Source organism: Desulfovibrio piger ATCC 29098 (assembly GCF_000156375.1).
In the GTDB taxonomy this organism is placed as follows: Bacteria; Desulfobacterota; Desulfovibrionia; order Desulfovibrionales; family Desulfovibrionaceae; genus Desulfovibrio; species Desulfovibrio piger.
The window spans coordinates 74,684-97,229 of sequence record NZ_DS996356.1 but is presented as its reverse complement, the minus strand read 5'-3'; the positions used below and the strand labels follow the sequence as shown (position 1 = coordinate 97,229).

General features: G+C 64.3%; 17 protein-coding genes and 1 pseudogene. 7 read left to right on the top strand and 11 right to left on the bottom strand.

The features are described 5' to 3' along the window. Together DESPIG_RS06020 and DESPIG_RS06015 are read left to right on the top strand one after the other, a co-directional pair. Positions 1–260 (top strand): annotated as a pseudogene (locus DESPIG_RS06020) (pyridoxal 5'-phosphate synthase glutaminase subunit PdxT); the annotation flags it as partial. 348 nt (positions 261–608) lie between these two features. After that, entirely contained in the window at positions 609–1,574 is a 966-nt protein-coding gene (locus tag DESPIG_RS06015) for a P1 family peptidase (RefSeq protein ID WP_006006258.1), read from the top strand. Positions 1,575–1,813: 239 nt separating this feature from the next. Here the strand turns inward: DESPIG_RS06015 and DESPIG_RS06010 are convergent, their stop codons facing one another. The 3 genes from DESPIG_RS06010 to hydG form a co-directional block, all read right to left on the bottom strand. Further along, positions 1,814–3,013, bottom strand: a complete 1,200-nt coding sequence (locus DESPIG_RS06010; protein WP_006006251.1) for an iron-containing alcohol dehydrogenase — start codon at positions 3,011–3,013, stop codon at positions 1,814–1,816. A 134-nt stretch (positions 3,014–3,147) separates the two neighbouring features. Beyond that, a complete protein-coding gene (locus tag DESPIG_RS06005; RefSeq protein ID WP_040369502.1) occupies positions 3,148–6,177 on the bottom strand; it encodes a hypothetical protein in 3,030 nt (1,009 codons plus the stop codon). Between the two features lie 147 nt (positions 6,178–6,324). After that, on the bottom strand, positions 6,325–7,719 hold the full coding sequence (gene hydG / locus DESPIG_RS06000; RefSeq protein ID WP_006006247.1) for a [FeFe] hydrogenase H-cluster radical SAM maturase HydG: 1,395 nt from the start codon (positions 7,717–7,719) through the stop codon (positions 6,325–6,327). Between the two features lie 345 nt (positions 7,720–8,064). Here hydG and DESPIG_RS05995 point away from each other — a divergent pair, with 345 nt between their 5' ends. After that, entirely contained in the window at positions 8,065–9,150 is a 1,086-nt protein-coding gene (locus DESPIG_RS05995; RefSeq protein ID WP_006006244.1) for a BMP family lipoprotein, read from the top strand. A gap of 108 nt (positions 9,151–9,258) precedes the next feature. On the opposite strand, the gene DESPIG_RS05990 is transcribed toward DESPIG_RS05995, so the two are convergent. The 3 genes from DESPIG_RS05990 to DESPIG_RS05980 all read right to left on the bottom strand — a co-directional run bounded on the left by DESPIG_RS05990 (position 9,259) and on the right by DESPIG_RS05980 (position 11,781). Further along, positions 9,259–9,666: a hypothetical protein gene (locus DESPIG_RS05990; protein WP_006006242.1), complete on the bottom strand. Its 408-nt coding sequence runs from the start codon at positions 9,664–9,666 to the stop codon at positions 9,259–9,261. Between the two features lie 90 nt (positions 9,667–9,756). Continuing rightward, positions 9,757–11,304 (bottom strand): hypothetical protein, encoded by a 1,548-nt coding sequence (locus tag DESPIG_RS05985; RefSeq protein WP_006006239.1) that lies wholly within the window; start codon positions 11,302–11,304, stop codon positions 9,757–9,759. A 15-nt stretch (positions 11,305–11,319) separates the two neighbouring features. Then, positions 11,320–11,781, bottom strand: a complete 462-nt coding sequence (locus DESPIG_RS05980; protein WP_006006237.1) for a type III secretion system chaperone — start codon at positions 11,779–11,781, stop codon at positions 11,320–11,322. A 252-nt stretch (positions 11,782–12,033) separates the two neighbouring features. Between DESPIG_RS05980 and DESPIG_RS05975 the strand changes: the two genes are divergently transcribed. Next, positions 12,034–13,236: an MFS transporter gene (locus DESPIG_RS05975; protein ID WP_006006234.1), complete on the top strand. Its 1,203-nt coding sequence runs from the start codon at positions 12,034–12,036 to the stop codon at positions 13,234–13,236. 283 nt (positions 13,237–13,519) lie between these two features. Here DESPIG_RS05975 and DESPIG_RS05970 read toward each other — a convergent pair whose 3' ends face one another. The 4 genes from DESPIG_RS05970 to DESPIG_RS05960 all read right to left on the bottom strand — a co-directional run bounded on the left by DESPIG_RS05970 (position 13,520) and on the right by DESPIG_RS05960 (position 16,435). Continuing rightward, a complete protein-coding gene (locus DESPIG_RS05970) occupies positions 13,520–14,605 on the bottom strand; it encodes a bifunctional methionine sulfoxide reductase B/A protein (protein WP_006006232.1) in 1,086 nt (361 codons plus the stop codon). Between the two features lie 211 nt (positions 14,606–14,816). Next, on the bottom strand, positions 14,817–15,110 hold the full coding sequence (locus DESPIG_RS14590; protein WP_006006231.1) for a hypothetical protein: 294 nt from the start codon (positions 15,108–15,110) through the stop codon (positions 14,817–14,819). Next, positions 15,076–15,810 carry a UDP-glucose 4-epimerase GalE gene (galE, locus tag DESPIG_RS05965; RefSeq protein ID WP_006006230.1) on the bottom strand — a complete coding sequence of 245 codons (735 nt, stop codon included), beginning with the start codon at positions 15,808–15,810 and terminating at the stop codon, positions 15,076–15,078. The genes DESPIG_RS14590 and galE overlap by 35 nt, the downstream gene beginning before the upstream one ends. Positions 15,811–15,988: 178 nt before the next feature. Next, complete coding sequence (locus DESPIG_RS05960; RefSeq protein WP_006006229.1) at positions 15,989–16,435, bottom strand: flavodoxin; 447 nt, start codon at positions 16,433–16,435, stop codon at positions 15,989–15,991. Here DESPIG_RS05960 and DESPIG_RS13730 point away from each other — a divergent pair. Beyond that, positions 16,434–16,664: a hypothetical protein gene (locus DESPIG_RS13730; protein WP_147589051.1), complete on the top strand. Its 231-nt coding sequence runs from the start codon at positions 16,434–16,436 to the stop codon at positions 16,662–16,664. The genes DESPIG_RS05960 and DESPIG_RS13730 overlap by 2 nt on opposite strands. 332 nt (positions 16,665–16,996) lie before the next feature. On the opposite strand, the gene DESPIG_RS05955 is transcribed toward DESPIG_RS13730, so the two are convergent. Next, positions 16,997–18,388: a radical SAM family protein gene (locus DESPIG_RS05955; RefSeq protein ID WP_040369501.1), complete on the bottom strand. Its 1,392-nt coding sequence runs from the start codon at positions 18,386–18,388 to the stop codon at positions 16,997–16,999. 113 nt (positions 18,389–18,501) lie between these two features. Between DESPIG_RS05955 and DESPIG_RS05950 the strand changes: the two genes are divergently transcribed. Both DESPIG_RS05950 and DESPIG_RS05945 read left to right on the top strand, forming a co-directional pair. Beyond that, a complete protein-coding gene (locus DESPIG_RS05950; RefSeq protein ID WP_006006225.1) occupies positions 18,502–18,828 on the top strand; it encodes a hypothetical protein in 327 nt (108 codons plus the stop codon). Between the two features lie 133 nt (positions 18,829–18,961). Continuing rightward, a complete protein-coding gene (locus DESPIG_RS05945; protein WP_006006224.1) occupies positions 18,962–22,393 on the top strand; it encodes an AsmA family protein in 3,432 nt (1,143 codons plus the stop codon). The last annotated feature ends 153 nt before the right edge of the window (positions 22,394–22,546 follow it).

The window sequence follows — 22,546 nt, the reverse complement described above, 5'->3', positions numbered from 1 at the left end:
CCTTCGGCCGTCAGGTAGACAGCTTCGAGACCGATCTGCACATCGACGGCCTGGCTGGCGAGCCCCTGCGGGCCGTGTTCATCCGCGCGCCGCTCATCAGCCGCGTGGGCGAGGGCGTGCAGGTGCTGGCCCGTCTGGATGCCGACCGCGGTGAACGCATCGTGGCCGTGCGTCAGGGCAATATGCTGGCCACCTCCTTCCACCCCGAACTGACCCCGGATCTGCGCCTGCACCAGTACTTCCTGGACATGCTGGCCTGATCCGCGCCATCTGCTAAAAACAAAGAGCCCCGCGCCGAACTTCCCGTTCGCGCGGGGCTCTGTCTTTGCACGACATCGTGCTGCGGCAACGGCTGTGCCGCGACCTCTTCTCACACGCCCCGCTACCTGCAAGGCTCCCTCCCTGTCCGGCATCCGGGATCGCCCTGTCCATATGCTTCTTTTTCCCCTCTCCCTCTTCCCGTCACAGGACGGACGGGGCCTGTATGCCCCGCAAGAGAGGGCTTTCCTTTTCCCTCCGAACATGGAAGATTCGTCTCACGGTCCCCCTCCTGATCGCGGCCGCATGGCCCACGGGGACAGCCGCCAACCTCCGCCACAGGAGCTCCCATGACCAATACCACTCTGACCGCCATCCCCGGCCTGCTGGCAGGCCACGCCACGGACGACCGCAACCATACCGGCTGCACCGCCATCCTTTGCCCGCAGGGCTTCACGCCGGGCATCGCCGTGCCGGGCTTCGCTCCCGGCTGCCGCGAGACCGAGCTCATGCGGCCCGAATCCCAGGTGGATACCGTGCACGGCCTGTTGCTGGCCGGAGGAAGCGCCTTTGGTCTGGCCGCTGCCGACGGTGTCATGCGATTCTTACGCGAACAGAGGCACGGTTTCGCCATGCCGCACGGCGTCATCCCCATCGTCCCGGGAGCCGTCATCTACGATCTGGACATGAACGCCAGGCCCGGCGTTCTTCCCGATGCGGCCATGGGCTATGCCGCGGCCCGGGCGGCCTCTGCGGCACCGCTGGCCGAAGGCGCTGTGGGGGCCGCCTGCGGGGCCCGTTGCGGCCGTTTGTTCTGTCTTTGCCAGGATGACGCGGGCAAGCCGTTGGATCTTTCGGACAAAAGCGGTCTGGGCAGCCTGTGTCTGGAACGGGAAGGCATACAGGTAGCGGCCCTGGTGGTCCTCAATGCATTGGGCAACGTCTATGATGGCCAGGGGCGTTTCCTGGCCGGCGGGCGCTTCCCCGACGGTACGCCTGTGCCCCATGCGCAGGCCCTGGAAGCCCTGGCCGGAAAGGTCCCCACCGGCAATACCGTGCTCACCGTCGTGGCCACCAATGTCCCCTTGGACAAGACCCAGTGCAGCCGTCTGGCCCGCATGGCCGCCACCGGTCTGGCCCGGCATATCGTCCCCGCGCACATGCTTTTCGACGGCGATATCGTCTTCACGCTGGCCAGCAAGCAGCCCCTGCCGGAAGGGTACGGCCCCTGGAACGAGCTCCTTCTGGGGGCCCTGGCCGCTGATGCCGTGGCCGGGGCCGTTTGCCGCGCCGCCCGGCCGGGGATGTTCGCCTGATGCCGAGGTGATACCGCCGACGCCCCTTCTCCCTGACAAACAGGGACTACCTTCCCTGCCCTCCGCTTTGCGGTACGTCGTGCAGAAAAAAGCTGCAAAGCACAGGGGTCCTGCCAGCGAGACATGACGTTCCGCCCTGTCCGCACGGCTGCCGGCAGGCTGACAACGATCCTGACCAGGAAATACAAAAAGGCCCCCGGTTTCCCGGGGGCCTCCATTATGCAGCTATGCAGCGAGGACTACAGGGCGGCCTTGTAGATGGCGGCCACAGCGGCGTCGCTCATGATGCGCGGGTTGGTCAGACCGCAGGCGTCCTTCTGGGCGTTGGCGGTCATGGTGGGGATGTCCTCTTCCTTCACTTCCTTGCCGTACTTCTTGCCCAGGGCGATCAGGCCTTCCGGGATGCCCACGTCCTTGGACAGGATGCGGATGGCCTTGATGGCTGCCTGCGAAGCGTCGGTCGGGCTCAGGCCGTCCACGCGTTCGCCCAGCAGTTTGGCGATGCGGCCAAAGCGGCGGCGGCTGGAGATCAGGTTGTACTCGCACACATGGGGCAGCAGGATGGCGTTGCATTCGCCGTGCGGCAGGTCATAGAAGCCGCCCAGCTGGTGAGCCATGGCGTGCACGTGACCCAGGCTGGCGTTGTTGAAGGCCATACCGGCCAGGTACTGGGCGTAGCACATACCTTCGCGGGCTTCCATATCCTTGCCGTTGGCAACGGCGCGGCGCAGGTAGCGGTTGATGTATTCCATGGCCTTTTCAGCACAGGCGTCGGTCATGGGAGTGGCGGCGGTGGAAACATAGGCTTCCACGGCGTGGGTCAGGGCGTCCATACCAGTAGCGGCGGTCAGGGACGGAGGCATGCCCATCATCAGGACCGGGTCGTCGATGGCGACGCTGGGGGTGCAGCGCCAGTCAACGATGGCCATCTTCACCTTGCGGGAGGTGTCGGTGATGATGCAGAAACGGGTCATTTCAGAGGCGGTACCAGCGGTGGTGTTCACGGCCACATAGGGCGGGAAGGGCTTGCTGGATTTGTCCACGCCTTCGTAGTCGTGGATCTTGCCGCCGTTGCCGACCACAAAGCCGACGCCCTTGCCGCAGTCATGCGAAGAACCGCCGCCCAGGGTGATCAGGCTGTCGCAACCGTTGCTCTTGTAAGCTTCGGTGGCTTCCTCAACGTTTTTGTCCGTGGGGTTGGGCACGGTCTTGTCGTACACGGCATACTGCATGCCGGCGGCGTCAAGGATATCGGTGATCTGCTTCAGAATGCCCACGGCCACGATGCCCTGGTCGGTGACGATCAACGGCTTCTTGCCGCCGAGGCTCTTCAGGCGATCGGGGATCTGGGTGGAGCAGTTCTGGCCGACCAGAGTCACGGTGGGGATGAAGAAGGACGTGATCTGGCCCATATGCATGCTCTTGACATCCGTGCTCATTGTGCAACTCCTTGGTTTGGGCATCTGAACGGTCTGGATCCCCGTCCGAGCCCGGTTTGGAAACGTTTATGGATGTACTGGAATCAACATACGCGACCAGCCCCGCCATGGCAATAAGATTTTATAAAATAGATTCAACTTTTTTTGTCTTCCCCGAAAAGAACCGGGCAGGCCGGAGCTTCGCGGGGCTTTGAAAGGATGCAGATGCGCGCCATGAGGCGCAGGTACTCCTTGCGCCTGTCAAGGAAGAAAGCCAATGGTTTCGAGAAGTTGCGCCCAAGCAGGCCGTCCACCAGGAACTGGCTCACCTCCCGCTCGCGCATCAGCACCAGCTGGGCGCTGAGCAGCACGGCCCTGTCCGCCTCGGCCATGGAGCGGACCTTGTGCCGGAAGGCCTCCTGGGCGCGCGGCTGGTAGAACCAGAAATACATCAGGTCCAGGGCGCAGATGATGAGGATGCGCTCCAGCCGCTGGGCCTCTTCGCCGCCGCGTCCGCGCAGGCCGCCGGGGCGGGCCAGGCAGATCAGGGCGTCCTCGCGGGGGAAGAGCAGCTCCAGCTGGGTGTAGCAGTCGAAGATGCGCTTGATGGTGCTTTCATAATCCCACCGGCGCATGCGCAGGTTCACCTGGCTGTCGGCGTAACCTTCGATGATGGCGGCTACCGTATCCGAGGCCATCTTGGAGATGACGGCCGCACTGGGCACCAGATACAGATGGGGATCGGCGATGCCCCAGAGCAGCAGCAGGTGGAAGAGGATGAAGTCGTACAAGGACGAGACCGGGATGGCCAGGGCGCTGCGGAACAGGTTGCCGATGGCCGCCTCGCGGGGGAAGCCCCGGTAGACATTGTGCGCGAAGATATAGAAACCATTGACGATGTTCAGCACGGTAAAGACCACCACAGGCTGCTCCGCCACGGTCACGCCAAAGCAGTCCTCCAGCAGCCAGACGCGGATCATCACCTCCAGCAGCAGCACCGAGATGCCCGTGTACATAAGCGAGTCACAGATGCGTTTGACGCTGACGTGTTCCCGCCAGTGGGTCAGGGTGCTGCGCTTGGCACCGCGGGCGGCCATGACCATCTGGACCACGTTGCGCACGCCGGTGATGCCGAACCAGATGAAGGTACCGAACCAGGCCAGGAACCACCAGTCCTGCGTATAGATGAAGGAGACGAAGGCCGGGATGAAGCCCAGCAGCACCTTGAGGCAGTTGCTCAGGGTGCTGTTGAGATACTGGCCGTCGGGCCTGGCTTCCTCCCCCTGCGGCGCATCGGTCAGGCCATTGCCGCGGAACGGGCTCAGGCCGCCAAGATTGACCATGTTGCCCCGGTTGCTGACGCGGCAATCCTCACTGGCCGCCCGCCATACGCGGCGCCGCTCCATGCCCAGATGGTCGCAACCCGGCAAAAAGCGGAAATGGGCCAGCAGGCGCTGCCCGGGCGAGGGGTTCTCCGGCTCGTTATAGCGGATCTGCTCCTCCACCGGCGAGTAGATGGGGATGGCGGACTGCTGGCTGCCCGACTTCTTCATGGACAGCAGGGCCCGGCGCGGCAGCGTCTCCCGGATGGCCAGGCCCATGCCGTACGAACGGGAACGGCTGGCCGAATTGCTGCCCAGGCGCGACTTGAGGGGCTCGTGGCGGTAGGCGGCCCAGAGCTTGGGGATGTCCCGCAGGATGGCATGGAACTTTTCCAGACGCTCGTCGTCACCCGTCATCTCCATCTGGCGGATCATCTGGCGCACCATCTGCTTCATGCGCGGGGCAAGGCCCTGATTGAGCACACGCTGCAACTCGTTGATGGCCGCGATATTGTTGAGGTGCCCTTCCACCCAGCTCTTCATGTTGAAGAGTTCCAGATGGGTGATGCGCCCCTCGCAGTCCCAGAGCAGCTCCACCACGTCCTCCACGCTCAGGCCCTCGGTGCCCAGGATCAGACGGTTGCCCGTGGCAAGGCCGTTGAGATAGGCGGAAAGCTTCTGGGCACTCATGCACATCAGTTCCGGCAGGTTGTCACACGCGCCCGGCTGCTCCGTATTGGGGATGCGCGGGTTGTGGCTCGGGTTCAGCCACAGGGCCTGCACGTCGTCGGGCCCCAGATTGTCCAGACGCTGCAATTCCTCCATGGCCTCGGGATCGTCATGCCGGGCACGCAGGATCTCGGCCCGGGCCCGCAGGCTGGGCTGGATGTGCTTGTGCAGGTATTCGGCCAGGCGCAGCAGGGAGGCATGGCCGCGCCCCACGAAGTCGAGGAATTCCTCCAGGCCCATGGGCGCCACGGAGACGCCCCAGAGCTGTTCCAGACGGGGACGCTCGTCCTCGTTCCAGACTTCCAGGGTGTGCAGGGCCACTTCACGCCGCCAGTGCAGCACTTCGCGCCCCTTTTCCAGCATCTCCCGCATCTGCGGGCTGCGCAAAAAGTCCAGGAAGCCCTTGCCGGAGCTGAAACCGCGCGGCATCCAGACCAGGCTCACGAAGCGGTCGTAGAAAGGCACGCTGAACTCCAGGCCGATGCGCACGGAGATGCCCACGATGCCCGAGGCATGGATGACCTCGGTGGCGGCCTCCAGATCCACGCTGTTGTCGTAGACCACCGTGATGGAACGCAGGCCCTTGATCCAGGCGTCCATGATGAGGTGCGTGGGCGTTTTGCGGCCCTTGGTGTTCACGTCATAGACATGGTCGTCGAAGGCCAGCTGGTTCCAGGCTTCGGGCATCTCGGGCAGATGATAGCGCGCCAGCATGCGGCGCACCACGCGCGGCGTGCCCAGGGCGGTGCTGCGGAAGTCATGGGCCAGCATGAGCTGGCGGGTCTCGTCGCCATGGGCGCGCACCATGTCCTTCATGATCTGCATGAGCGCACGGGCGGTATTGCGGCGCAGGGCCGAATGGGCGCTGGTCAGCACCTCGTCATACAGGGTCTGCAGGGCCAGCAGGCGGTCGCGCGAGCCGCCGACCTCCAGGTTGCGCAGCAGGTTGATGACGGCATAGGCCATGCGGGAAGCCGGAGAGGTGACCAGCTCCTTGATGCCGTGGGGATGCAGTTCGGGATTGAAGAGATTGTCCCGCGAGGGCACGTTGGGCGCTTCAAGGATGCGGTTGACCAGGACGAGGATGTCCCTGTCCTGCCTGTCAAAAAAAATACGGTCGATGAGTCTTGCCACGGCGTCTCCCTTTTCTTTCTGCCTGCTGCCCGGGGCAGGCAAAGCAGGCTAACGGACTATGCCAACAAAAATAAAAAACCGCCACCATCTGCCAGAAGGCAGACGGTGGCGGCGGTTTCGCTGAAGAACGGCCCTGGCCGCTGCCTGTTAGATGAATTCGTCCATACGTCCCGACTTGACCTTCTGCAACAGACGTTCTGCCGCGCCGCGCTCCACGTCGCTCATCTGCGGGAGCTTGCGGGCGATCAGGCGTTCGCCCACCTCACGGGTATAGGGCGTCGCGTAATTGAGCAGGAACTCTTCGAAGGAAGCGATGGAGTTGGGGCTGCACTGGCTGCGCATGCCGCACTCGTGCACCATGCCCATGAAGTCCGCACCGCTGCGGCCCAAGCGGGGACAGGCGGTACAGAACGAAGGCAGGTGTTCGGCTTCTTCCATGAGGAAGCGCACCACTTCGTCCAGATGGGTGTCTTCGCCCAGCGGGAAGGGGATGCCGTCGGGACCGGGCTTGTCGCTCCAGGTCTCGTAAGCGCTGCCCACGCTGCCCGTGAACACCTGGGAGACACCGCTGCTACAGGCGTCACGCCACAGGCCGGAAGGTTCGCGCGTGGTGACGACGATGCCCGCATGGGGCACGGCCAGGCGCATGATGGCCACGCAGCGCAGGAACTCGTCGTCCGAAAGCGGATGCGGGGGCACGAACAGGCTGCCCGGCGCGGGACGCAGACGGAACATGCTGACGGTGTGGCCGCCGGCGCCGAACAGGCGGTTGAGATGGGCCACATGCAGCATGGTGGCCAGCACATCGAACTGCCAGGGCGCAAGGCCCAGCAGCAGGCCGAGGCCCACATCGCGCACACCGGCACCCAACGCCACCTCAGGCGCGTTGAGGCGCTTCTCGTAATGGCTCTTGGGCCCGGCCACATGGGCGGCCTTGTAGTAATCGGGGTGGTAGGTATCCTGATAGATCAGGACGTTGCCCACATCCGCATCCAGCAGCACGCTGTACTGGTCGGCGTTCAGCGGCCCCACGTTGACGTTGACGCGGCGGACTTCGCCGTGACCGTCGAACACGGTGTACATGATGCTGATGGCTTCGGCCAGGTACTCCACATCGGCATTGGGCAGCTGGCCGGAGACCAGCACGATGCGCTTGTGCCCCTGACGGATCAGCTTGCCGGCGGCCTCGCGCATCTCGGGCGAGGTCATGTACTTGCGCTGGATGAGCGTATTGCTCTTGCGGTTGGCGCAGTAGAGGCATTCACTGCCGCAATGGTTCGAGATATGCAGCGGAGCGGTCAGCACGATACGGTCACCATAGGCCTTCTGCTTGACCGCATCCGCCGTTTTCATCATCAGGGCGATGTCTTCGGGATCCGTCACCCGCATGAGAGCCGTCGCTTCCTGAATGGTCAGTGACTTCAGAGCCAGAGATTTGTCCAGAATATCCCGGAGCTCCGCCTTGTCCGGTGCAGCCGTACGACTGAGCGCGTTTTCGATGAACCGGGTGTCAAGCCATGCAGGCAGCTCGTATGCAGACATAACGTATCCTTCCAAGCAATGTCCCAAGGAGTTGCATCCCGCCCCGGCGCAACCCATACGCAGGGACGAAACACGAGTACACGTTTCCTGAGCAGGAGACTTAGCACAAGTTTCACAGCTTGCCTAGTGCTTTTTTTCACAGAAAAATGCTGCACGGGGAGAAAAATGGAATAAAAATAGCAGAAAATCTTTCATATTATTATTTTTATCTTTTAAAAACAACATATTACTAAATACAATTTTTTTACTATGCAAATTGTTCGATTGCTCAATTTTTCTCCGTCAGACTTCCCGGGCGCTTGTGGCCTCTCCAGCCCCCTGCTAGTATGCCGCCGGGAGTCCGACATGAAAAAATGCTTTGATATCACCCGCCTGCTGTGCCTGTCCGTCCTGTTGTCCGTTTTTTGCGTTTCCGCCGCCCTGGCCGCGTCGCCCGGCGATGCCCCGGGCCTGCGCGTGGCCCTGCTGCTGGAAGATGCGGCCCCCGACCGGGGCTGGAACGATCTTTTGCGCCAGGGTCTGGAACAGGCCCAAAAGGAACTGGGCGTGCGCACCGCCGTGGTGGTGGCCCCGCCCCAGGGCAGCAACGGCCTGACGCAGGAGGGCATCTTCCAGGCCGCCGCCCGGCAGGCCGACCTCGTCCTGCTTTCCGGGGCCCGGCTGCACGAGATCCTGCGCAACAATGCCGCCAACTTCCGGCAGACGAAGTTCGGCTGCATCGATACGGGCATCCGTACCGCCAACATCATGTGCGTGACCTTTGCCGACGAACAGGCCGCCTTCCTGGCCGGGGCCCTGCTCTCCCAGCTGCACAAGCACGGCCTGCTGCCCGCCCCCGGGACGCGCGCCAAGGCTGATGAACTGACCCTTGGCTGGCTGGCCGGAGAAGACGACCCGCAGCTGAAATCCATGCTCAACGGTTTCGTGGAAGGCGTCCGGCTGGAAAGCCCGGGCGCGCGCGTCATCAACGGCGTGGCAGGCAGCTACAGCTCTCCCGACAAGGGCCGGGCCAAGGCCGAGGAACTGCTGGGGCTGGACATCAATGCTCTGGCCGTGCTGGCCGGGCGTTCGGGACTGGGCGCCGTGGAAGCGGCCATAGCCCAAGGGCGGCCCCTGGTGGGCGTGGACAAGGACCAGCAATTCCTGGCGCCCAAGCTCATGCTGACCAGCATCGTCAAACGGGCCGACCGTGCCGTGTTCGAGATCGTCAAAGCCACGGCCCAGGAAGCTTTTGCCGGTAACGAGATCATCACCTACGACCTGGCCAACGGCGGCGTGGACATCGTCCCGCCGCAGGTCTGGGCCCGTCATGCCGGCGTACGCCTGCCCGCCGCCATCGAACGCCGCCTTGCCGAGCTGCGTCTGGAACTGACGCGCGGCGGCATCCGCCTGCCCTCCCTGCGCGACAGGACGCTGTGCAACTGCCGCTAGCGGGACGACGCCTCCGTCAAAAAAAGGCAGCCCTCCGGTCACCGGAAAGGCTGCCTTTTTTTGCGGCGCGTAATCACTGTACCGCCCTGCCCGCCATGGCGGCCCGGATCAGAAGCGCAGCGTGAAACGGGGATCGTCCCCCCGCACCTCCACCTTGATGAAATCAGCCTGCTGGCCACGCGCCGGACGGGCATCCCCTTCCAGCTCGAAGACATCCCGAACCACCCAGAAACGGTGCTTCTCGCCCGGCAGCTCCACGGACGCGCCGCCGCCCACTTCCACATGCAGGTAGAACACGGGCTCCCAGGTCTCCAGCGTCACGGTCTGCTTGCTGTGCGGGCCAAAGTTCACCCAGCCTTTCGTGACCCACACACCGTCGGTGCGCAGATAACGCAGGGCCAGGCTGCCGCCCAGGGCCTGGCTGTTGTCGATGTGGATATCCAGGGCCGCGGCCGGTAAGGCCCCGCCCAGCAGCAGGAGCAGGGCCAGCAATCCGCTTGTCAGTATCTTGTGCATCTTCTTCTCCTCAGGCGCCGTGCGCCTTTCTCATGCCGGACATATGCCGTACGGGACCATGTCCGGGATCAGTTCCCCGGCATCCAGCCTCTATGCGGAGGCAGGCGCCGGGGCCGCCAGGGCAAGCTCCATATCCGTATACCGGCACTGCCCGTTGCGATCCACCGTGACGGTCACACTGAACCGGCCCACATGTTCAAGGATCTGCGGATCGTCATCGGGGGTCCTGATGTTGACCTGGACATCCCCATTGGACAAGCGCTGGATGTTCCGCCGGGTGACGCAGTGTTCACCACCAATAAAGGTCCTGCACTGTGCCCCGTTCGAGCCGACGAACATGCCGATGCCGTTGAGTCCGAAGAACTGGCGCATGACGCTTTGCGAGCAAAGGTGGAGCACGGCATCCGCCTGCTGCGTATTCCCGGCACACTCCGCAAGGACCTGCCCGGCGATGCTGTCCACATGCTTTCCGATGTCCGACTTGCCCACCTTCATGCCGGTCCGGACAGGCTCGTTCGTCCCGACCTGCACGCTAGGCTCGATCTTGTAGGAAGTCCGTCCCACATGGGCCGGGAAAGGAACGGAGACAAACTCCCGGGCGGCATCCTTGCGAAAGGCATCGAGACCGGAAAGAGAGGGATAGGGCTCGAAGGAGACCCGGGGAAGATTCAGGAAGTCGGTGAGGCCAAGACAGGAAAGCGTGCCGTCGAACATCCCGATGATCTTGTCGGGCGCCATGCACCCCGTCAACGATTCCGCAAGCCCCAGTGTGTCCGGGCGTTCCTGCAGCCCGAGCGCCTGCACGATCTCCCGGGAAAAAGCCGCCTCCAGCGTCCCGTCCCAGGGCTTCAGGCCCTCGGGCATGGGGCGGCCGAAACAGCCCTGCCAGATGGTCTCCAGGGAAAGCGGGCCTTCCTGGAAGCGGGAGCGGATCGAAGGCAGCCGATGCAAAACAAGGCCCGGCTCCAGGAGCCGTCCCTGACCATAACACTCCCGCACGACAGCTATCTTGTCCTCCACGGAACCGGGCAGGCCCAAAAGGCCGCTGGAGGCGCAGGCCAGCAATTTTTTCAGCACGGTCCGCTCCACCAGGTCGGAAGCCATTTTTTCCGGCGTGCAGTCACGGATCTCCAGTTTTTGATAACAGCTGAAAAAATCTCTGAGGACCTCGTTGCACAGCTCGCCCTTCAGCGGGGCGGGGATGGGGGCCCCCAGTGCCTGTTCGAGAGTGGCGCAATGGCGCTCGAACTCGGCGGGGAAACCGCTGCCGCTATCGAACCGCCCTGTGGCCGTATTGATGCCATGCAGGAAGCAGTCCAGCGACAGCTGCTTGTGGATATTCCTCTCCAACAGGCTTTTGACGTTGCGGACGTTGCCTGCGGTCAGCGGACTGGAAGTAGTGATGGCATTCCGGAGCTCCCGGGTAGCGATATCGGCCACGCCCTGCCCGAATTCATAGGCTATGGAGCGCAGGAAGGTCTGCATGGCCCGCTGGTTCGTGGACTGGAAGGTGATGTGGGAGACGACCTTGGGACTGTTCCCATCCATCGTGACCCGTGCGTTGTCCGGTATGCTCGCATCGTCGGCGATGCGCAGGAAGGAATAGACGGAAGGAGTGTTGCTGACGGTCTTCGGCATGATGGCTCCTGTAGGCTAGACGCGCAGGCCGCTGGTGAGCAGGTCCAAAGGCACTTCGGCGGACGGGGACGCCGCCCCCTCGCCCAGCCGGCGGCATGTCTCTGCCCAGTAGGCCGCGACATGTACGAAATTTTCCAGGATGGTGGCAAAGTCATCCATCAGTTTCGCATCAGCATCCACACAAAGCTGGAGCACGACGAACCTTGCCTCCGTATCCACAGCCAGGGTCATGCCCGATGTTTTGTGGAAAAAATACTGCCCCTGCAACAGGGCGAGGCAAAGCTGTTCCCTGCCGTTCTCGGGGAGAGGGGCGATACCCGTGGCCATGAGGAGTTTTTCCGATACCTCGAAATGATGAAGAAGGATGAGGCGCTCATCCACGGCCAGGCTGATCTGGTCTTCCCCCTCGGCCTGGACGGCATCCGGGCCGAAGCGCTCGTTGAGGTACAGAAAAATGGGAGTCATATGCTTATTCATATCATATCCTTATCCAGAGGGATGATGCCCCGCATCATGCGGACATTTTCCCGATCTGTCCATGCCCTGCCGCGCCTCCGGCCATACAGGCCGGTCTCGCACGCTCCGTAGGGGCCTCTGCCCCGGTCCGGCAGCAAAAAATTTTTTCAGCCCCCCGCCAGCCTCTTTCCAAGGCAGGGCAAAGAGTCTACACGGTGTCTGTGCGCTCAAACAGTCTTGGAGGGCGCCATCCGCTTTCATCGAGGATACGTCATGGAACTGACCATCTCCACTCCCCGCCTGGCCGCGGCCCGCATCCTGCCGCGCACGCCCCGGGCTTTTTATCGTACTGCCATCAATGCCTTTTTCTTCGTCATGGGCATGGTCTTCGCCTCCTGGGCCGTCCGCATCCCGGACATCAAGGCCGCCCTGCAGATGAGCGACGCGGCCCTGGGCAGCGTCCTGCTGGCCGCCCCGCTGGGCGAGATGCTCTCCATCGCCCCCACGGCCTGGCTCATCGGCCGTTTCCGCAGCCGCCGCGTCATCATGCTGGGGCTCATGCTCATGCCCTGTGCCCTGCTCTCCCTGGCCCTGGCCGGCAGCCCGCACTGGCTGGCCGCTGCCCTGCTGGGCTTCGGTTTTGCCAACAACATGCTCAACATCTCCCTCAATGCCCAGGCCGTGGGCGTGGAGACGCTCTACGGCCGCAGCATCATGGCTACCTTCCACGGCATGTGGAGCCTGGGCGGCGTGGCGGGCTGCATCATCGGCTCCATCGTGGCGCCGCTGGGCGTGGCGCCCCTGCCCCACTTTGCCGCCATCCTCGTCATCACGCTGGCGACGCTGGGCTGCCTGCGCACCTGGACCATGCCCCGGGAAGTGCGCATCGGTGCCGCAGCGCCCGAAAGCGGGAAGCGTTCCTTCCGTCCCGACCTCTATCTGACCCTGCTCGGCTGCATCGCCCTGGGCAGCATGGCCACGGAAGGCGCCATGTATGACTGGAGCTCCGTCTATTTCGCCCAGGTGGTCCAGCCGGGCGAGAGCCTCATCCGCGCCGGCTACCTGGCCTGCATGTGCGCCATGGTCACGGGGCGCCTGCTGGCCGACGGTCTGGTGAACCGCTTCGGGGTCACGCCCGTGCTCCAGTTGAGCGGTCTCTGCATCGCCGCCGGTCTGAGCCTGGCCCTGCTCTGGCCCGACCTGCTGCCCGCCACGGCGGGTCTGGCCCTGGTGGGCTTCGGCATGGCCTCCGTGGTGCCGCTCTGCTACAGCCTGACAGGCAAATCCACGCGCGTGCCACCCAGCGTGGCCATCTCGCTGGTCTCGTCCCTCAGTTTCCTGGGCTTTTTGGGCTGCCCGCCCATGGTGGGCTTCCTTTCCCACCAGTTCGACCTGCGCTGGGCCCTGTCGCCCATCGTGGTGGTGGGCGTGGCCATCTTTTGTCTGGCGCCGCTGGTTCGGCGCATCAAGGCCTGAGACAAGGAAAGGACGTTTCCCGGGCAAGGCTCCCTGGGGTTGCGCTACCCGCAGCTTGCACCATGCCAGCGGACACGGGCGCGGCAGGCCAAGGTCTCCGATCCCCGGCAGAGAGGGAGCCGTCCCTGCAAGTCCCCTTTCCCCAACCCCTGAAAAGAGCTCCGGCATCCTTTCAGGAAAAAGACACGAGCCGGTCTCCCGCATCTCCTTGCAAGCATGAAAAAGGCAGGCACACCATCACCGACGTGCCTGCCTTTTGTTTTATGGATACGCGGACATTTCCCTAGCGCGGGCTGCCGTCAGCGCGGCGCTCGAAACGGGGCACGGCCAGATGGCAGCCGCCCCGGCCCGTACGGCGGGCAAAATCCTGATGATAGGCCTCGGCCTCGTAGAAGGCCCCGGCCTTTTCCAGACGGGTCACCACGTCATAGCCCAGACCGCGCAGCTCATCCATGAGCTTTTGGGCCATCCGCTTCTGGGACTCGTCCAGCCAGAAGATGGCGGAACGGTACTGGCTGCCCACGTCCGGCCCCTGCCTGTCCAGCTGGGTGGGATCGTGGATCTCGAAGAAGCGGCGCACGATGGCCTCATAGCTGATCTTTTTGGGATCGAAGCGCACCAGCACGGCCTCGGCATGACTGGTATCGCCCCGGCAGACGTCCTCATAGGAAGGCCTGTCGGTATGGCCGCCCGTATATCCGGAGCGCACGTCCACCACGCCGGGGAGCCTGCTCAGGGCGTCTTCCACGCCCCAGAAACAACCACCCGCCAGCACAGCCACCTGGGTATTGCGCACCAGCTCGTACAGGGCCAGGCCCAGCTTTTCCTTTTCGCTGCCCGCAGGCGCGAAACGCATGGACAGGGAATTGACGCAGTGGCGGGTGTTCTTGGCCGTTAGGCCTTCACCCTCAAAAACATGCCCCAGATGGGCGCCGCAGTGCTCGCAGACGATCTCTACCCGGTGGCCGTCGGCATCGGGCTGGCGACGCACCATGCCCGGCAGGGCATCGTCGAAGGCAGGCCAGCCGCACCCGGAATCGAACTTGTCCGACGAACGGTACAGGGCCACACCGCACTGGCGACACAAATAGGTCCCGGCGGCCGTATTCTTTTCGTATTCACCGGACCACGGGGCTTCCGTGGCCTTGCGGAGGATGATGTCCGCCTCGCGGGGCGTCAGGGGCGGCACCGCGGCATCGCCGCGGGCAATGATCCGGAAACCGCTGTCATTCATGGGGGCTTTCTCCCGTAAGGGGTCAAAGGTCGGGCGGGAAAGTTCCGCAGCCACAGCACCGGTCCCGGCAACGGCCAGGGCCAGCGTCAGGATGAAAAAGGAAAAGGCGCGTCGCGCGCAGGAATAGCCGTACATGGCACCTCCTTATCAATATAAGTTATCAATCTTAAGATAGCGGTGCCTTCGAAGAAAAGCAAGCCCGGATACGGCATAAAAAAAGGGAGGCCCACACCTCCCTTGCACAAAACGATATCTTTTCCCGATAGATCAGCCTGCGCCTTCCGCCCTTCGCTGCGGATCCTCCGCAGCAGGAACGAACATGGCCGACGTCCCCGACAACACGGCCTTACTGCCGCTCGCCGTAGCCGTGGGGGTGTTCCCGATGCCAGCGCCAGGCCGATTCGATGATGGCTTCCACGCCCAGTCGGGGCTGCCAGCCCAGCACCTGCTGCGCCTTGCGGGCCGAAGCCACCAGACGGGCCGGATCGCCCGCGCGCCGCTGTCCCATGACCACGGGGATATCGCGACCGGTCACCTTGCGGGCGCAGTCCACGATCTGGCGCACGGAAAAGCCCTGCCCGTTGCCCAGGTTGCAGATAAGGTCATCACCACCGCGCTGCAGATGGTCCAGGGCCTTCACATGGGGCGTCCACCAGGTCGGTGACGGCGATGTAGTCACGGATGCAGGTCCCGTCGGGCGTGGCGTAATCGTCACCGAAGATGGTGATATGCGGTCGCTGGCCCAGCGGCACTTGCAGCACCAGGGGGATGAGATGGCTCTCGGGGCTGTGGTCCTCACCGATGCTGCCGTCGGCCAGGGCCCCGGCCACATTGAAATAGCGCAAGGAAACGTAGCGGATGCCATGGGCCGCCGAGACCCAGCGCATCATGGCTTCCATCATCAGTTTGCTGTGCCCGTAGGGATTGGTGGGCCGGGTGGGGGCATCCTCGCTGATGGGCACACTGTCGGGCTCGCCGTAGACAGCGGCCGAGGACGAAAAGACGATGCGGCCCACGCCATGGCGGACCATGGCTTCCAGCAGGCTCTGCATGCCGCCCACGTTATTGTTGAAATACTTGAGAGGGTTGACCATGCTCTCGCCCACCTGGGAATCGGCGGCGAAGTGCATGACACCGTCGATGCGGAAGCGGCGGAAGATATCGTCCAGACAGGCGGCATCGCGGATGTCGCCCTGCACGAAGGCAGCCTTGCCCGCCACGGCGGCGGCATGGCCCGTCTGGAGATTGTCCACCACCACGACTTCCTGACCTGCCGCTGCCAGGGCATGGACCGCGTGGGAACCGATATAGCCCGCACCGCCGCAAACAAGGATCGCCATACAGACCTCCACAACAAAGATGATGATGGCGGCACGCTACAATGTTTGTCCGCGGCTGGCAAGGCCCGGGATACGAAACCACAGAAGACGGGAGCGGATAAAAAAAGCGCGGAGTCCATGGCCAGACTCCGCGCAAGGCACAGGACGCACCCCGGCGAAGGCCGGGGTCCCTTTGCGGCTACAATGCTGCCAGAACAGCGGCCGCAAATTCCTGCACGGCGTCAGGGGCATCGCTGACCGTACCGTCCACTTTCAGCCCTTCAGCCACGATCTGCGCACCCAGGTCTTTGCCCCTGGCCTCGATGGCGTCCACCGCACCGCAAAAATGCGTGTAGGAACTGTCGCCGGAAGCAAAGGCCGCCAGTTTGACGCCCGAAAGGCCCATGGCTTCCATGTTTTCATAAAGAGGGATGAAATCGTCCTGCAGCTCCAGATCGTCATCGCCCCAGGCGGAGCAGCCCAGCAGCACGGCATCATAGCCTTCGGCCAGACCGACGGCGTCCACGTCGGCGGCGTTCTTCAGCGTGACGTCATGGCCTGCGGCGGCGATGATCTCTTCCAGTTTCTGGGCGATGCCCTCGGTATTGCCGGTGCTGGAACCAAAAACGATCAGGACTTTGCTCATGACAACTCCCTGGCGGCATGGCCACCGTTGGATGTTAGAAAAAGAAATTCAATTTCAAAAAGAAGATATAAAAGAACAGGACGCGCGTCAAGCACAAGACATGCCTTTGTTGAAAAATATCCGCATCCAGCTAAAAACATTCCTTTTCCTCAAAAGATCCCGCCCGGGACAAATACGTCGGCCTACCGGTGACGGCTTGTTCCCAGTATGGACATCCCCGCCTATCTGACCGCGTGCCCTTCCCCTCCCGGATGCACCTTCCTTCTGAAGGGAGCATCGGCCGCCATGCCGACCGCCTGTTTATGTAGCCTGCCGTGGCCCGGCAGCGGTCGTGCCGCCACGGTTCCGTGGCCATCCGCCCCTCTTGCCGACCCGGAAAGCGCTGGGCGGCCCCCCCTTTCCCGGTCATGGGACAAAAACTCTTCCCGCAAGCCGAAGGCGGAGACCTGCCGTCCACTCCGGAAAAAAGTTTTACGGGGAGAGGGGGCCCGGGGGAGGGGGACGCTTTTTCAAAAGCGCCCTCCTCCCCCGGAAAACCACCCAAGCTCCCCTTTCAAAAAACTAGGCTTCCTCTCCTGCATCCCCGGCGCCATCTTCCTGGGCGGGCCCGGCCAGGGGCGCATCGGCCACGGGGAGGTCAGGCATCTGCCACTGCCCGGGCAGGGGCGCCGTGAGCTCGGCCTTCTCGCCCACATAGGGGTTGAAGTAGCCGAAACGCAGCCAGGGACAGAGCTTTTTCAGGCGCTTCATGAACAGGCTGAGGCCCATGATGGGCCCGTGGTCGATGCCGCGCATGAGGCCCAGATACCATTCGGGGTCGATGTTGAGGTTACGCCACTGAATCATGCTCACGCCGTTCTCGCCCACCAGGCGGGCCAGGGCTTCCAGTTCGCCTTCACTGTCGGTGACACCGGGGAAGAAGAGCAGGTTCAGCGAGACCCAAAGGCCGTTCTGCCGGGCCACGGCGATGGAGCGGCGCACATCGTCGAAGCTGTAGCCGTGGGGCCGGTAATAGCGCTCGTAGACTTCGGGCCGGGCGCTGTTGAGGCTGACGCGGATGCTGGAAAGGCCCGCTTTGGCCAGACGCTCCACGGCCTCGGTGCGGGAGGCGTTGGTATTGCAGTTGACCGTACCCACACCGCCCTGACTACGGAACAGGCGCACGCTCTCCACCAGCAGGTCGGGATTCATGAGGGGGTCGCCCTCACAGCCCTGCCCGAAGGAATAGATGGGCGTCTTCGTCTCGCGGCCGGCATGGAAGCTCATGACCTCCACCAGTTCTTCGGGAGTGGGCGTGAAGGTCAGGCGGCACTGGGGCGTCACGTTGATGGGCGAATCCTTGTCCTGCTCGGAGATGCAGCCCACACAGCGGGCATTACAGGTACGCGAGCTGGGCAGGGGCGCCTCGAAGCGGCCCAGGGCGAAGTTGCGGGCCGCCGGACAGTCGTACTTCATGACGCAGTCTTCGAGGATGTGGCCCACCAGCCGGTTTTTGGGGAACTGGCGCAGCAGGGCGCGCACGTTCTTTTCGATGCGGGAACGCGGAATGTGGCGGAACTCCTGACGCTGGTCGGCATCCACCTTGCGGGCGCAGATGTAGAAGCGCCCCTTGGCAAAGCCCACGGCGCCATAGGCGAACAGGGGCAGCAGGGGGGCGTCGGCATCGCTGGTGTAGGCCGGATGGGCGGAGAGCGTGTGGGCCGGAGCGGCAAAGGCGGCCACGGCCAGATCTTCGGTGCACTCTATCTCGCCGGTCTCGGGGTTCAGGCCCACGGCCCGGCGTCCGGGCAGGAGGAAGAGCTCGCTCTCCTCGGGCAGGGGCATGAGTTCGTCAGGACGGGGCGTGCCCCATTCCTCGCCGCGCCGGCAGACCATGAGCAGGTCGGGATCATCATAGATGTTGCCCTGGGCATCGGCCATGACCATATGCGGTTCGATTTTTGCTGTTGCCATTTTCCTTCCTTGCGGCATCTTGCCCTGCCGCGTCCGAATGTATATAAGCGGAGCTGCGGCCAGCCCCGGAAACATGGGCACGACGGCCGCCAGAATATCCGCGAGGCCGCCCCATGTTTTCCCTGATGCTCTTTATTTTTCTTTGTTTTCTCGGCATGCTTGCCGTACAGTTCTACATGCTGCGCAGCCAGGAACGCCTGAACCGCGCCCTGCGCGACGAGCACGCCCAGATGCGCGTGCTGCTGCGCGCCATGGAAGCCCGCCTGGATGCCCTGGGCTGCCCTGCCCCCAAACTGGCCGAAACGGCCGCGCAGGCCACGCCTGCGGCACAGGATCCCCTGCTGCATCTGAGTTTCGATGCGCCTGCGGCCAAAAAGGCCGCGCCCCGCACGCCGGTGGTCGATCCGGGCCTTGACCTGCACATGGATAGCGGCCGTTAGGCCTGTCGCCCTTTTTTGCCCGGAAGCGGGCGTTCCCCTCCGGCGGGGCTTTTGCCGTGCCTTCAGCGCACGCCGCAACAGCGCCTCGTCAACCTAGCCTTGCCCCTTTTCATCGTCAAGCAGCCTTCCTCCCATGCCCGAACCATCCCGCCGCCTGCGTCTTTTCCTCCGCTGTCTGGCAGCCCTGCTGCTGGGCATCCTTGTGCTGGCCGGCGCGGCCATGGTCTATGTGCAACACAATTCCGTCGCCATCACCCATGCCCTGCTGGAGGACTTTACCGAACGCACGGGGCTCGACCTGCATGTCAGATCCATCGGGCTCTCCTGGCTGCCTCCGGCCGTCCAGGCCGACGACGTGCGCATCCGCAGCAAGGAGCTGGACATCGCCGTGCGCACGGCCCGCCTGCGTCCCCGTCTGACGGCCCTGCTGCAGGGACGGCTGGAGCTGGAATACGTGGCCCTGCAAAATCCCGTGCTCTCCGGAACCCTGCCGCTGCCCACGCTGGACCTGCGGCAGCTGACCTCCGCCCCCGGGGGCGGCGGCAGCGATGCGGGGGGCCTGGCCCGGCTGGAAAGCCTGCTGCCCGGCACCCTCCAGATAGAGATAGACCAGGGCAATTTCTCCTTCCAGGCCCGGGACGCCTCTTCCCTGCGCGCGGGCAACCTTTCCTGCGTGCTGCATCTGCGCGGCCTCCAGGACGTGCGCGGCAAGCTGCAGGCGGGCCTGATCCGCAACCTTGCCGCCGGGGACGAGACGCCCGTGCTCGACCTGGAGAACCTGCTTCTGGAAGGCCGCAGCCGTCCGCTCCATTTTTTGAGCGATACGCCCCGCCTGCGCCTGCGTGCCCTGCTGCACCTGCCGCCCCATCTGCCCCGCATACGCACGAACCTCGATTTCACGGCCACGGCCGCGGGCTGGCAGCTAGACCATGATATCCAGGGCGACCTGATGCAGGACGACGAGCCCATCCCCTTTGCCGTGGCCGGTCGCCTGCTGCAGGACAGGAACGCGCCCCAGGCCTCGGTGCGGCGCATGCTGCGCGAGGTCTTCCTGCCCGATCCGCAGGAGCTGGCCGCCACCGGGAAGGAACGCCCGGCAACGCCTCCCGCCCCGGCCGATCCCAAAGTCCCGGCCGTCGATGCCGCCGCAAACGACGCCCCCGCAGCCCAGGTGGCCCCCCAGCCCGGCCTGCCCGCAGTGGGGGGGACACGTCCGCCCGTGCGTCTGGAACGCATCCGTCTGGAACTGGGCGAAGACAGCGCCACCCTCGACGGCAACCTGATCCTCGACAAACAGCGGGGCCCCGTCCTCAACGGCAGCCTGCAGGCCCACCGTCTGAGCCTGACCCGCTGGCTGGGCTTTGCCCGCGGGCTGGCCCCGGGCCTGCAGATGGCCCTGGACAACATCACGGACAGCCTGCTGGAATTCGAGCTGGATGCGGAAGGCCTGCGCGTGCCCTATATCGTGGCCCATGCCTCGGGTTCCCGTTTTACCGGTTCCGGCGGTGTGGCCCGCTGGGCCGAACCTGTGGTGGCCCTGGACCTGACCGCCCCGGAAGTGGAGCTGGGCCGGGCCATCCCGGAAGCCGTGGGCACCCTGCCCCTGCAGGTCTATTTCCCGCACGGTCCCCTGACCAGCCTGCGGGCCTCGCGTTCCACGCCGCTGCCGCCGCCCGATCCCGCCACGGATCTGCACATCGGCTATGACATCCGCCTCAATGCCCGCACCGTGCACTACGGCCCGGTGACCATCAGCGGCGCGGCCGTTGTCATCGAACCCGGCACGCCGGACAAGGCCGGCAACGGCACGGCCGTGATCCGCGCCACGGGCGACTTTTATGAAGGCCGCATCAAGGGCCGCTGTGCCATCGGCGGCCCCTCGGACATGCCCACCTTCGATATCGATCTTCGCCTGGACAAGGTCCACGGCAGCAAGCTGGTCAAGGATTTCGACCTCATCCCCGTACGGCGCGGCATGCTGTCCGCCCAGGCGGCCATCAACAGCCGGGGCAGCGACCTGGACGTGTTTTTGAAGAGCATGCGCGGCACGGTCACGGCCGACGGCAGCAAGGGCCTGCTGCCCGCAGGCGGCAAGAAGAGCCTGCCCTTCGACAAGCTCGCGCTGCGCCTTGACCTGCAAAGCGCCCGCCGCGACCTGCGCCCCACTCCGGCCCGGGCCGGTTTCGAAGGCCGCTGGACGGCCTCGCTGGAGGGCGAGGGCCTTTCCCTGACCCAGAAGCTGGACGGTCTCGTCTGGTTCGGCGGCAAAGAGTTCGTGGCCTGGCAGGATCTGCCCGGCTCCCTGCGCCTGCACCTGCCGCCCCTTGAAAAGGATCTGCTGCCCCAGGGCATGGATCTGGATGCCGACGGCGTGTTCAGCTGCGCGGGCCCTGCCGGGCTGAAGCTGAAAAAGGCCACGCTCTCGGCGCTGGGCCTGCAGCTCAAGGGCGATCTGGAAGCCGCCAACGGCCGCAACGGCCTGACCTGGGGCGGGACCGTGGATCTTGCCGTCCGCGACCTGAAGCACAGCCTCCGACAGATCCGGGGCAGTGCGCCCGCCTCCCTGCCCGCCTCCCTTAACAGCCTGCGCCTCAAGAGCACGGCCTCCGGTACCCCGGACAGCCTGCGCCTCAAGGATCTGCGTTGCAGCCTGGGCTGGCAGCAGGTGGACGGCGAGGCCGCCGTGACCTGGAGCGGCACGCCGCAACTGGACCTGCGCCTGCACGCCGCGGAATTCGATCTGGACCGCCTGCTGGCAGAGATGTTCCCCGACCAGGCCCGCAGCAAGGGACGGAGCAAGGCCCCGGGCGCCCCCTGGGACCTGCGCTTCATGAAGTCCTTCGATGCCCAGGGCAGCCTGAACGTGGACAGGGTGCGCTTCATGCGCCTGCGCATGCAACAGATGACCACCCGCTTCAGCCTCAAGGGCGGTCACCTTTCCGTGCCTGCGCTGGAAGGCAACTTTTACAATTCGCGCCTGCGTGCCTCGGGCGATTTCCGCTTCGACAAGGGCCTGAGCTACACCACCAAGGTCCGGGCCCTGAACATCAACCTCGACGCCGCCAGCAACGACCGCAACGACAAACGCGCCGTGCGGGGCCTGGCCTCGGTGGAATCGGAGATGAGCGCCCACCTGACCGGTGACGGCCAGATGCCCGCGGCCCTTTCCGGCACCTGGGGCGTGGCCATCATCAACGGCAGCTACCAGAACCGCGACAAGGCCGGGCGGCCCGGCGGCAAGCCCACCCGCTTCCAGCGCCTCAGCGCCTCGGGCAACATGCAGGGCGGTGTGGCCCGCAGCAGCAACATCTTTTATCAGGATGCCGAGATGCGCGTGCGCGGCGGCGGCCGCATCGACTTCAACAACGAAGATCTGGACTGCAACCTCTTCGTCAAGACCGACCGCATGCAGGAATTCCCCGTGCGCGTGACCGGCAAGCTCCATGATCCCAAGACTTCGGTCAGCGCGGGGACGGCCATCCTCTACGCCGTCACCAGCCTGACCCACGGCATCTTCGAGCTGCTGGGCGGAGTCATGGAGGGCACCTGGAACCTGTTCCGCTGATCCCGCGCCCGGGACTGTCCCATCACGGTCCCGGCAAGGCCTTCCCCTGCGGGAAAAGGCCTTGCACTTTCCCCGCCCCCGTTGACAGAACCGCCTGCAAAGGGTAGACAGGCTCTATCTGTTCTTTTTTGCACAAACCCAACAACGGTCCGT